General features: G+C 47.3%; 11 protein-coding genes. 3 read left to right on the top strand and 8 right to left on the bottom strand.

Annotated elements, in window-relative coordinates; translation table 11 throughout:
* Positions 1 to 4: 4 nt before the first annotated feature.
* Entirely contained in the window at positions 5 to 517 is a 513-nt protein-coding gene (locus ACIFQN_RS13500) for a YpuI family protein (protein WP_429833549.1), read from the top strand.
* Between the two features lie 18 nt (positions 518 to 535).
* Here ACIFQN_RS13500 and ACIFQN_RS13495 read toward each other — a convergent pair whose 3' ends face one another.
* The 7 genes from ACIFQN_RS13495 to ACIFQN_RS13465 all read right to left on the bottom strand — a co-directional run bounded on the left by ACIFQN_RS13495 (position 536) and on the right by ACIFQN_RS13465 (position 7,420).
* Entirely contained in the window at positions 536 to 1,129 is a 594-nt protein-coding gene (locus ACIFQN_RS13495; RefSeq protein ID WP_429833548.1) for an NAD(P)H-dependent oxidoreductase, read from the bottom strand.
* 57 nt (positions 1,130 to 1,186) lie between these two features.
* Positions 1,187 to 2,593 carry a S8 family peptidase gene (locus tag ACIFQN_RS13490; RefSeq protein WP_429833547.1) on the bottom strand — a complete coding sequence of 469 codons (1,407 nt, stop codon included), beginning with the start codon at positions 2,591 to 2,593 and terminating at the stop codon, positions 1,187 to 1,189.
* A gap of 70 nt (positions 2,594 to 2,663) precedes the next feature.
* Positions 2,664 to 3,296: a trimeric intracellular cation channel family protein gene (locus ACIFQN_RS13485; RefSeq protein ID WP_429833546.1), complete on the bottom strand. Its 633-nt coding sequence runs from the start codon at positions 3,294 to 3,296 to the stop codon at positions 2,664 to 2,666.
* Between the two features lie 22 nt (positions 3,297 to 3,318).
* Positions 3,319 to 4,092: a Cof-type HAD-IIB family hydrolase gene (locus ACIFQN_RS13480; RefSeq protein ID WP_429833545.1), complete on the bottom strand. Its 774-nt coding sequence runs from the start codon at positions 4,090 to 4,092 to the stop codon at positions 3,319 to 3,321.
* 121 nt (positions 4,093 to 4,213) lie between these two features.
* A complete protein-coding gene (locus tag ACIFQN_RS13475) occupies positions 4,214 to 5,329 on the bottom strand; it encodes an ABC transporter ATP-binding protein (RefSeq protein WP_429833544.1) in 1,116 nt (371 codons plus the stop codon).
* Positions 5,330 to 5,441: 112 nt separating this feature from the next.
* Positions 5,442 to 6,461 (bottom strand): PucR family transcriptional regulator, encoded by a 1,020-nt coding sequence (locus tag ACIFQN_RS13470; RefSeq protein ID WP_429833543.1) that lies wholly within the window; start codon positions 6,459 to 6,461, stop codon positions 5,442 to 5,444.
* Between the two features lie 50 nt (positions 6,462 to 6,511).
* On the bottom strand, positions 6,512 to 7,420 hold the full coding sequence (locus ACIFQN_RS13465) for a metallophosphoesterase (RefSeq protein WP_429833542.1): 909 nt from the start codon (positions 7,418 to 7,420) through the stop codon (positions 6,512 to 6,514).
* A gap of 171 nt (positions 7,421 to 7,591) precedes the next feature.
* Between ACIFQN_RS13465 and acsA the strand changes: the two genes are divergently transcribed.
* The gene (gene acsA / locus ACIFQN_RS13460; RefSeq protein ID WP_429833541.1) at positions 7,592 to 9,307 is read left to right on the top strand and encodes an acetate--CoA ligase; all 1,716 of its coding nucleotides are present in this window, start codon (positions 7,592 to 7,594) and stop codon (positions 9,305 to 9,307) included.
* A gap of 130 nt (positions 9,308 to 9,437) precedes the next feature.
* Positions 9,438 to 10,310: a polyamine aminopropyltransferase gene (gene speE, locus ACIFQN_RS13455; protein ID WP_429833540.1), complete on the top strand. Its 873-nt coding sequence runs from the start codon at positions 9,438 to 9,440 to the stop codon at positions 10,308 to 10,310.
* 105 nt (positions 10,311 to 10,415) lie between these two features.
* Here the strand turns inward: speE and ACIFQN_RS13450 are convergent, their stop codons facing one another.
* Positions 10,416 to 11,396 carry a cation diffusion facilitator family transporter gene (locus tag ACIFQN_RS13450; RefSeq protein ID WP_429833539.1) on the bottom strand — a complete coding sequence of 327 codons (981 nt, stop codon included), beginning with the start codon at positions 11,394 to 11,396 and terminating at the stop codon, positions 10,416 to 10,418.

Genomic DNA, 11,396 nt, shown 5'->3' with positions numbered 1-11,396 from the left:
CATTATGTCAGCAGCTCATCTGAAACAATTGTGTGAAGAGACGTATACCAAGTTGAAAAAGGTTAGCATGGAAGTGGAACGTTATTTAAACCAGGTTACATTATCCGGTCTCGTTACAGCATCAGGCGATCCGGAAGAGTTTGAATCCTACTACCGCAACTACCTTTCTGACCTGCGCCATTTGCTGGTCTACTGTGAAAATGCGTACGAAAGGCTGGGGGTATCCCTGCGCCGAGCACGATTTAACGAGGAGTTTGCCGAGGAAGTACTGTACCAGGTGTATCATACCTGTATCAATAACTTCTACTATCCAAAAGGCGAGGTTTACGATGAAGACGGCCGTTATTCTTACACTGGCCAAGACGCTATCATTTTCCGCAAGCAGGTGACCCCTGAGTTGCAACAACTGACCCTTTCTTTGTCAAAAGTGTTTGAGCAAATGCGTGATGATCTGCAATATTATGAAACAGATTACATTACTAAAAAACGAATGCAAAATGAACGAGCACAGGCATAAATGCCTGTGCTTTTTTCTTTATACCCCAATTGGCTGACGAATACCCGCTATGATGGTTTCGACTTGGCTTAGCATGTTCCTACGGGCTGCGTCATCTACATAAGGAACGGCGGCAAAATTTTGGTAGGTGACATCAAAGCCCATAAATTGCAGGGTTCCATCGACAATTTGTTTTTTTATTACGGAATCAAGCCCGGTTGCGGCCATTCTCTCTGCTGATTCGCGTGTCGTGGTGAAGACGATGGCTTGTTTATTCGTCAACTGGCCGACTGGACCATCAGAGCCGTAGCGAAAGGCAAAGCCATTGGTAAAAACACGGTCGATATATCCTTTGAGAATGGCTGGAGCGGACCACCACCATACGGGGTAAATCATAACGAGAAGATCAGCATCTGTGATGATTGTTTGCTCAGATTGAATATCATCTGAGCTGGTACCCTGCTCTACTCGCTGCATATCTTCGGCAGTAAATACAGGTTGAAAGTTCATCTGGTATAGATCGCGAAGTTCGTACGTAATCTGCTCCTTTTCCAGTGACTGAGTCACGCGAGACAGGATTACGTGGCAGAAGCTGTCTTTTCCTTCTTGGGCAAATACAATACATGCTTTCATATCCGATCCTCCTAGTCTCTGGAAAATTCCACCAGTGACTCATACATTTTGAAAACGCTACTGGAAGCCATGGCGAAGACGCAGCAAAAACTTGTGAAACAAACCGCCAACTGTTTGTGGTTTGGGCTGCTCTACCTGGGCGGGCTCAACCGGACGGATCTGGTGCAGTGTCTGATTCACATCAATCATGCCATATCCATACAACTGATCGTGACCAGGGGGGCCGAGATCAACGGCAGATTTACGGATCACTTCCATCACATCACGATTGTTCATGCCGGGATGAACGGAGCGTACGAGAGCAGCCAATGCCGCTACATGCGGACACGCCATCGAGGTACCTGACAGGGAGGCATAATCACTGTAAATGTAGGTGCTCGGAATATCTACTCCGGGTGCAGAGACATCGATATGATCACCAAAGTTGGAAAAGTCGGCTCGTTCTTTGCGATGATCGACGGCTGCAACAGAGAGGACTTGATCATAGGCAGCAGGATAGCTCGGCTGATCACTTGCGTCATTTCCGGAGGCAGCTACGAGAACCACATTTTTTTCAAAAGCATACTGGCAAGCTTCTTTCAAAGCCGCAGAGGAGGTGTAGTTACCCACACTCAGATTAATCACATCTGCTCCGTGATCGGTAGCCCAGTAAATCCCTTGGGCGATATCTACCGCAGATCCAGAGCCATCTGCTCCTATTGCTTTGACAGGCATCAGTTTGCTTTTCCAGGTCATTCCGGCGATGCCATCCTTATTATTCGTTTTCGCAGCGATGACCCCAGAGACGTGCGTACCATGTCCGTTATCGTCCTGTGGCTTATTGTTGTCATCCAACACGTTGTAACCTTCTACGAGCTTGCCAGCAAATTCGGGGTGATCCATATCAACGCCTGTATCCACCACGGCAACAATGACATCGCTGCTGCCTTCGCTGATGTCCCAACTCTGTTCCATACCAATTAATGGGAGATTCCATTGGTACTCACTGTAGTAGGTATCATTTGGTTTACGGTTTGGCAGGAGGAGATAATTCGGTTCGGCGTACGCAGAATCAGGGTGTTCAGCCAGCCTTTTCATCAATTGTTCCGTAGTCAGGCTCTTTGATTTGATGATCAGGAACTTGTCAAAGTCGCGTTTGATCTTGGCATCCAGAGAAGCTACCAACTGATCAATCTTTTTTTGCTCGGGACGAGGAGAGAAGCGCACGACGACTTCATGCTCCACATAGTGGCTGCGGTCACGTGGATTGTGGTGAAGGGTCTTGATATGGCTCTTTCCTTCCAGCCCGCGACGGATGTCCCTTGCTTGCTCGATGTAGTTGATACGTGGGATAGACGAACCAATAGACGTGACTTTCGGATGAGGCTCGCGCATTTCTTGCTCAGCATTTTGATGGATACGATAAGGAACGACGACTAGTCCGACCAAAGCGATGGCAACGACGATCGGAGGCAAGACCCGCAAAAAAAATCACTCCCTCCAGTGCTTATGGTTATAGCGTGCACATGGAGAGAGTGATTATGAAGGAAAAAGCTTACATTCGATTATTTGCAGGGGCAGCAGGCACCGGACGAAGAGAGCGGCGAGGAAGCTTCCAGCCGCGGTAGACCGAGATCATCCGGCACAGAACGATGGCCATAAACAGGGAGTACAGCTCACTGACGGTAGTAGCCCATTTGAGCGCGACCACTATGCCTGTAACAATCGCCCAAACAGCATAAATTTCTTCTTTAAAAACGAGTGGTTTGCGACCTGCCAGTACATCCCTGATAATTCCCCCGCCAATTCCTGTAAGTACTGCGGCGACTATGGTAGCACTGAGCGGGTAATTCATTTTCGTAGCATACATCGCGCCTTGAATGGCAAAAGCAGAGAGACCAACGGCATCAAAAAACATTCCCCACCGATTCCAGTAACCGAGGTATTTATGGGGAAGAATAAAGACAATAAGCATCGTCACAAGGGCAATCGTAAATAATGTTCCCTGATTCCAAAATGAGGTAAGAGGTATACCCAGAAGGATATTGCGCATGATTCCGCCGCCAAAAGCGGTTGCCATTCCGAGAACGATTACGCCCAAGATGTCATATTCCTCTTCCATGGCGATGATAGCGCCACTCACTACAAACGCCACCGTGCCAATGATGTTAAACCATTCCCAAGACATGTAATTACTCTCTTCCTTCCATCTAGATCAATCCAAGCTGTAACAGTCCGTGATGGATTCCACCATCATTGACGTGACGAGTAATCATATCAGCAAATGGCTTCAGCTCGTTATGGGCATTGCCCATAGCTACTCCCATTCCTACGTAGGAGAGCATTTCCTTATCATTTAATCCATCTCCAAATGCTACAGCCTTTGCTGCTGGAATATCAAAGTGGCGCAGTAGTGCTTCAATGCCTTTTGCTTTAGAGCCATTTGGGGGCAGGACGTCGAGTACGTGCTTATGCCAGCGAATATAAGAGACCTCGTTGAAACGTCCAACATACGGTTGCTCATCTTGCTCACTGCAATACAAAAAGGCCTGATAAATCGGTACTTCCTTCCAGTAGCCGTGACGGTGATCTGGGGGCGGCAATTGCAAAGAGTTGAATGATTCAATCACATGCGGATGATTGTACGCATTGGCAAAGCAAGTATCTGCACCGAGGAAGACCATCGGATGATTGTTGCTGTCAGCCATGGTTTCCAAACGAGCTAATGTTTCCTTTGCCAAAGGGGTATGATGTATGAACGAGCCCTCACTCATCACATAGGAACCATTGAAGCTTACGAAAGTGTAAATGCCTAGCTGCTCGGCGATCGGCATCAGGTGGTAAGGAGAACGGCCAGTAGCGATGGCCACCTTTACACCGCTTTGCTTTAGCTGTGAGATGGCGTCGACGGTTGCTGGTGGAATGACATGCTTGGTATTCAGCAACGTACCGTCGATATCAAAAAAGACGATCTGATAATCCATTTTTTTCTCTCCACTCTTTCTCTCTATACTTGCTCGATTCAGCTATAAAGTCGGGGTCATTTTTCCCAACAAAAAAAGAAGAAAAGGAATGTCGGAAAAGACATTCCTTTTCACTTCGCTATTAGAATACAGCCAGTTCCGTCTCGCTGTCAAATAGATGACATTTGGAAAGATCCATCCCCAGCTTGACGGACATTTTTGGCTTCAAGCCTTCCCGGGAATCGACTCGAGCCACCATTTGGACATTGCCAATATTATTAAAATAGACATACAGCTCAGAGCCCATATTTTCCACTACATCGACCTCGGCGTGCAGGAAGCTTTCGAACGGATTCGCTTCTAAAAAGGTAGAATCGCTGTAAATATCTTCTGGGCGAATTCCGAAAATCGCAGGCTTATTTTGATAGCCCTTTTCACGCAATACCTTGGCCTTGTCTTCAGGAAAGCGGATATGAATATTCGGCGCTTCAAAGACGAGTGAATCGCCATTACTTGTGACGGTTCCTTTGACAAAATTCATCGCAGGAGAACCGATAAAGCTGGCAACAAACAGGTTGACCGGATTGTTGTAGATTTCCGTAGGCGTGGCGACTTGTTGGATCAAGCCGTCTTTCATCACGACGATCCGGTCACCCATCGTCATCGCTTCGGTCTGGTCATGCGTGACATAAATGATCGTCGTGTTCAAGCGCTGGTGCAGTTTCAGGATTTCCGTACGCATCTGAACACGCAGTTTGGCATCCAAATTGGATAGCGGTTCATCCATCAAGAATACTTGTGGCTCGCGTACGATCGCTCGACCTAAAGCCACGCGCTGACGCTGTCCACCGGAGAGAGCTTTGGGCTTGCGATCAAGCAAATGCGAAATATCCAAAATACGAGCAGCTTCCTGGATTCGATTTTCAATCTCTGACTTTGAAAATTTGCGCAATTTCAAACCGAACGCCATGTTCTCATAAACATTCATATGAGGGTAGAGAGCGTAGCTTTGGAAAACCATCGCGATATCTCGATCCTTGGGAGCAACATCGTTTACACGCCGCTCCCCTATGTACATATCGCCTTCGGATATTTCCTCCAGTCCAGCAATCATCCGTAAGGTCGTGGATTTTCCACAGCCGGATGGCCCTACCAAAACGAGAAACTCGCGATCATGAATATCCAAATGAAAATCGTCAACGGCTGTCACATTATTCCCATATCGCTTGTAGATGTGGTTTAGGGTCACTTTTGCCATTTTGGCTGGCACCTCCGTTTTTAAATGAAGAGAGCGGGTTCGATGAATGTATAGGAGAATCGTACCAAGCCACACGAATTCACTCTATAGTCAGATTGTACAAAATGTTTGGTTAATTTTGATGAAAGAGGAGATAGAGCTGCAAAAGCACTGCATCAGGAAAAAGACGTGGATCTAAACCGGTCAGCTCTGTCAGCTTGTCGAGGCGATACAACAGGGTATTGCGATGAAGATAGAGCTTGCGAGCCGTTTCGCTCACATTCAGCTGACGAGAAAACAGCGTCTCCAATGTTTCGAGTTGTTCCCCGTTTAAGGCAGGAATGGGGACCAGCGAGTGGATGTGTGCCGAAATAGTAGCTGAAGCATCAGGTGGAAGAGACGCTGCCCAGCGTTCTAAAGGATACAACCAGCTGCCTGCAACCATCGTGCGAGGGCGGTACTGCTGCAGGGCGTGGGAAAGTGACAAAAGTTGTTTGAGCGTTTTGTCCAGGATGATCGGTGTGGAAATTGCCACTCCTACAAGAAGCCGGACGTTTTCCATCCATTCAGTCATTATCAGGTCATGCATGCCAGAAGCCCATTCAAGCAGGTCTTCTTTTTCGCATTGATTTCCCAGCATAGAGAGAGGGACGATTAGGAAAAGATAGGAGTGATTCAATGGGACAAAGGTAAGCGAAGGACTTGCAACCTGATTGCCTTTAAAAAAGTCATGCAAGAGAGGCTGCAGAGAGCTCCATTCAAAGGTGCTGTCAATCCGGGATCTCTCAAGTAAAAAGCAGGCACGTTCTTCCCGCCAAGGCCAACGCTGTTCCAAGCGGTGGGGCATAGCGATTGGATTCCCGGAAGCAATTCCTTTTAACCACAGCACAAGTTGATCGGATAAGGATGTTTTCTCGTCAGGCTGGGTAAAAAAGAGGCTGAGCAAAGCGCGAGCAGACGCGTGCCAGTGAATCGATTCAATCATGACAACCCAGACAACGCCGTTTTCCTGCGTATGGATAATCAGTTCCCAGCCTTTTTCTTCCTGCTCAGTTTGGAGCTTTTCTACGTTTCTATCGGACGTTTGAAAACATTCAATCGGCAAGCCGGTTACCTGACGAATTTTTTCTACATCTTTGATCCACCTATCCATTCAAAACCTCCGTCCTACGCACAAAAAAAATAGAGTAAGGCTATTATACCTTACTCCATGGCAAGTGTGGCGGCTGACTCTTGCAATGCAGGAGAAAGTGTATGGTGCTCACAAGCAGGGCCTGTCAAGCGGGCGTCTCCTAACGTATGCAAGGTCATTTCTGGCCGGGAACGCAAACGAATATTTACGCCCGTCTGACCGAGTCCTTCACTGATATAAAAGGGTCTCCCGTCTACTTCATGTAATCCTTTTACCATATTTAATTTTGGCAGCTTGCCCATCTTCGCCAAATGAAACGGGCGTGGCCAGTGAATTTGACCGCCGTGAAAATGGCCGGACAGCAAATAATCGTAAGGGTAATCTTTCATTTGCAATACGAGATTGGGATCATGGGTTAAAACCAATCTTGCTCCCGTTTCAGGTACATGCTGAAACGACTTAGCCAGTTGGCTGCGACGCGTCGCGAAATCATCCACGCCAATTACGTGTAGGGACTGGCCTTGATGATCGAGGGTTACATGTTCATTAATGAGCACTCGGCAGCCAATTCGCTCCAGCTCGGATTTCAACTCAGCTAGCTTAGTCGGGGCCAGTACATAGTCATGATTTCCAAAAACGACGAACGTCCCCAGCGATGGCTGCAAGCTCATGACCGTTTTTACATAAGCAACTGCTTTCGGTATATTTTTTTGTCGATCGAGAAGATCGCCGGTAATGGCAATCATATCTAATCGCTGAGTGGAGAACTGATCGACAATGTACTTCGCGTCTACCGATAAATTTTCCATGTGCAAATCAGAAAGGTGCAAAACAGAAAGCGGTTCCCAGTCAATCGTATCTTGTAGCCGCTCAGATGTTTGAAGCGGAATCGTTACATATTGAGTATGGACGTCGAATGTATTGCGATAAGCACGAAGAAAAAGCAAAGTGACAGCAACAGCTATCAATATCCATGTCATTGTAGTTTGCCATCTCCTTTGTTTTATTTTGTGAGCAACGTCCATTATACTAGATTTTTATTCAATCTGAATAAGTAGGTTTTTGGCAGAAGGAATTTTGCAGGAAGTGCAGAAATATTATGAATGTTGCGGTGTAAAAGATATAATAAGATGTATTGGGAGAGTGATTGTATGAACGTAGAAAAAATTCCGGCAACCGAAGGCCGGTTTAACCTGCAAAATTATGATGAAACCTACGCCAATTTTGATTGGGCTGATGTTGAGAAGCAGTTTACCTGGTACGAAACCGGTAAAGTAAATATGGCCTATGAAGCGATTGACCGTCATGTGTTGACCGATCGCAAAGACAAGACAGCACTCTTGTACAGTGATTTGACCAGAGAAGAGTCCTATACGTATGCCGAGTTGAGTGAGTTATCCAACAAATTCGGGAATGTGCTGCGCAGTCTTGGCATCGCAAAAGGCGATCGCGTATTTGTGTTCATGCCGCGTACCCCGGAGCTATATGTAAGCGTTTTAGGTACACTAAAAGTGGGGGCTATCGTGGGTCCGTTGTTCGAAGCTTTCATGGAAGCAGCTGTTCGCGACCGGTTGTCTGACAGTGAAGCAGTAGCGATCGTGACGATCCCGTCTCTCTTGCCACGTATTCCTGTCAGTGAACTTCCGGCTCTAAAGCACGTCATTTTGGTAGGGGCGAAAGATGAGCTGAAAGAGGGAGAAGTGAGCTTCGACGCAGCAATGGCAGAGGCTTCGTCTGAACTCGATATCGAGTGGGTGGACAGGGAAGACGGAATGATCCTGCACTATACCTCTGGATCAACAGGAAAGCCAAAAGGTGTACTGCATGTTCATAATGTCATGATCCAGCATTATCAAACGGGCAAATGGGTATTGGATTTACAAGAAGACGATATTTACTGGTGCACCGCTGACCCAGGCTGGGTAACAGGTACCGCGTATGGTATTTTCTCCCCGTGGCTAAACGGGGTGACCAACGTAGTCCGAGGCGGACGTTTCACACCTGAAGATTGGTATAAAACGATTGAAAAATATAAAGTAAGCGTCTGGTACAGCGCACCGACGGCGTTCCGCATGTTGATGGGCGCTGGGGATGAAGTAGTCAAACAATTCGACCTGTCCAGCCTGCGTCACGTGCTGAGTGTCGGCGAGCCGTTGAATCCGGAAGTTGTTTATTGGGGACTAAGAGTGTTCAATCATCGAATTCACGACAACTGGTGGATGACGGAAACGGGAGGACAACTGATCTCCAACTTCCGCAGCATGGCAATCAAGCCAGGCTCGATGGGAAAACCAGTCCCTGGTATTCACGCAGCGATCATTGACGATCAAGGCAATGAGCTCCCGCCTAACCGTATGGGTAATCTGGCGATCCGTGTCGGATGGCCTGCCATGATGAGAAAAATCTGGAACAATCCAGCGAAATACGCAGAGTACTTTAGCATCCCAGGCTGGTACGTGTCGGGTGACTCAGCCTACAAGGATGAAGAAGGCTACTTCTGGTTCCAAGGACGCATTGATGACGTTATTAATACGTCCGGCGAGCGTGTGGGGCCATTTGAAGTCGAAAGTAAGCTGGTTGAGCATCCAGCCGTAGCAGAAGCGGGTGTCATCGGCAAGCCTGATCCTCTTCGCGGGGAAATTATTAAGGCATTCATCTCACTGCGTGCAGGCCACGAACCAAGTGAAGCCTTGATGGAAGATATCCGCAAGTTTGTCAAAGAAGGACTGGCTGCCCATGCTGCCCCACGCGAAATCGAATTCCGCGACAAACTGCCAAAAACTCGTTCAGGAAAAATCATGCGCCGCGTTTTGAAGGCGTGGGAGCTGGGATTGCCAACGGGCGACCTGTCTACGATGGAAGATTAATAATGAGAGGTATATCATCTCCTGCACATGCTGCAGGGGATGTTTTTTTTGCCTTTTGACAGGATGCACTTCCACTGTTGTAACTGCATACTGTTTTAGAATCAATCATCAATATGAAGGGGACATGACCGTGAAATATCGGGAATCGTTAATCGGTTATGAAAAAAATGAAGAGGAATTGTGGTTGAATGACGAGGTTGTGGAGTTGGATGTAGAGATGGCTTATAAAATAAGCGCCTTGCTTCATTATGAGCAATCAAAATATCAAGGTATCAGCATCGCGGAGAACAAGGGATTTGGCCGAATGCTGGTATTAGATGACGCACCGCAAGTAACGGCAAAGGATGGCTTTATCTATAACGAAATGATTGTCCACGTGCCTCTTGTCACACACCCGTCTCCGAAAAAGGTAGCTATCATCGGTGGAGGAAATGGTGGAGCAGCACGGGAAATATTGAAATATCAAGAGGTAGAGCTGGTAAATGTAGTAGAAATTGACGAGCGGGTAGTAGAAATATGCCGCCAGTGGTTTCCTAATGACTGGAAGGAGATGCAGGATCAACGTGTCCAGTTGATTTATCAGGATGGACCAGTATGGTTGAAAGAGCAAAAAGAGCTCTATGACGTCTTGCTTGTTGACCGTGCTGACCCGTACGGTCCCGCCCAGGTTTTGTATAAACCTGCGTTTTACGATCAAGTCATCCAATCTTTAAATGAAGAGGGTATTGTCGTTTTTCAGTCTGGCTCTCCTTTTTACTACGGTCATATTCTCAAGGACACCTATCGTAATTTGAAAAAACTCTTTCCGATCGTTCGTGTGTACCTGTTTACTATTCCATCGTTTGCAGGAGGTATCTGGAGTTTTACCATTGCGTCAAAAAAATGGGACCCGTTGCAGGCGAATCTGAGCCGATTGCCCGGACAAACGACCAAATACATTACTCCCGACGTTTTCATGTCCTCTTTTCACTTGCCAACCTACGTAAATAACCATTTGAAATAACGCAAAGGGACCAAAAAGCGCCAAATCCTTGATCTGGATTTGGCGCTGACGTTTGTTGAATTCAAAAACGGTCATAACAGTATGAATCAGACGGCGGAGATAACGTTAATGGGCATGGTCGCCGCAACTGTGGCGCTCATCCTTATGGTTGTGCTCATTTGAACTGCTCTGGCATGTGAGTTCTTCGTGAAGAACGCTTGAATTTTCGATTTGGATGGTGGCATGGGTAATCCCGAATTCACGTTGGAGAAGTTCGAGCGCTTCATTCAAAACGGGATAACTAGGCAAACCGTCTTCCACGATCAAGTGGCAGGTGAGGGAGTCGAATCCAGATGTGACCGTCCAAATATGCAGATCGTGTACCATCGTTACGCCAGATAGCCGTTTCAGTCTATTTTCTACCTGTGTCGAGTCGATACGGGATGGTGTGCTCTCTAGCAAAATATTGACGGATTCTTTGGTGACACGCCATGCGCTAAGCATGATCAAGACGGCAACGACAATACTGATGAGCGGATCGGCAATGTACCAGCCGAATGACCACATGAGGATCCCACCCACGATGGCACCAACCGAACCAAGAAGATCACCGAGTACGTGGAGAAATGCGCTGCGTACATTCACATTATCTTTATAGTCGCCGCGCATGAGAACGAAAGCAGCGGCGATATTTGCCAACAAGCCGATCGTCGCGATGATGATCATTTTCCCGCTTGCAACTTGTGGCGGATCAAAGAGACGCTGATACCCTTCCCAAAAAATGAACAGCGAAATCACGACGAGGGTGACCCCATTTATAAGAGCCGCCAAAATTTCAAAGCGGTGCATGCCAAAAGTTCGCTTGGCTGTCGGCGGACGAGCTGCAATGTGTATCGCTACCAGGCTTAGTAGAAGGGCTGATGCGTCGCTTAGCATGTGCCCGGCATCTGAGAGTAATGCCAAACTATTGGTGATAAAACCACCGATGACTTCTACGATCAAAAATAAGGTAATGATGATGAAGGAAACGAGTAAGGCCCGTTTGCTAGCGCCTTTACCGTGATGATGATGCCCATGTCCGTCTCCGTGGTCGTGATGGTGACCCAT

The sequence above is a fragment of the Brevibacillus sp. NRS-1366 genome, assembly GCF_050467985.1.
Note: the sequence above shows the minus strand (reverse complement) of the source record. Positions and strands in the feature narration are given on the sequence as shown.

Excerpts from the sequence above, each read along its gene's own strand:
- ACIFQN_RS13500 (WP_429833549.1), top strand. The coding sequence starts at position 5 with ATGTCAGCAGCTCATCTGAAACAATTGTGTGAAGAGACGTATACCAAG.
- ACIFQN_RS13495 (WP_429833548.1), bottom strand. The coding sequence starts at position 1,129 with ATGAAAGCATGTATTGTATTTGCCCAAGAAGGAAAAGACAGCTTCTGC.
- ACIFQN_RS13485 (WP_429833546.1), bottom strand. The coding sequence starts at position 3,296 with ATGTCTTGGGAATGGTTTAACATCATTGGCACGGTGGCGTTTGTAGTG.
- ACIFQN_RS13480 (WP_429833545.1), bottom strand. The coding sequence starts at position 4,092 with ATGGATTATCAGATCGTCTTTTTTGATATCGACGGTACGTTGCTGAAT.
- ACIFQN_RS13475 (WP_429833544.1), bottom strand. The coding sequence starts at position 5,329 with ATGGCAAAAGTGACCCTAAACCACATCTACAAGCGATATGGGAATAAT.
- ACIFQN_RS13470 (WP_429833543.1), bottom strand. The coding sequence starts at position 6,461 with ATGGATAGGTGGATCAAAGATGTAGAAAAAATTCGTCAGGTAACCGGC.
- ACIFQN_RS13465 (WP_429833542.1), bottom strand. The coding sequence starts at position 7,420 with ATGACATGGATATTGATAGCTGTTGCTGTCACTTTGCTTTTTCTTCGT.
- acsA (WP_429833541.1), top strand. The coding sequence starts at position 7,592 with ATGAACGTAGAAAAAATTCCGGCAACCGAAGGCCGGTTTAACCTGCAA.
- ACIFQN_RS13450 (WP_429833539.1), bottom strand. The coding sequence starts at position 11,396 with ATGGGTCACCATCACGACCACGGAGACGGACATGGGCATCATCATCAC.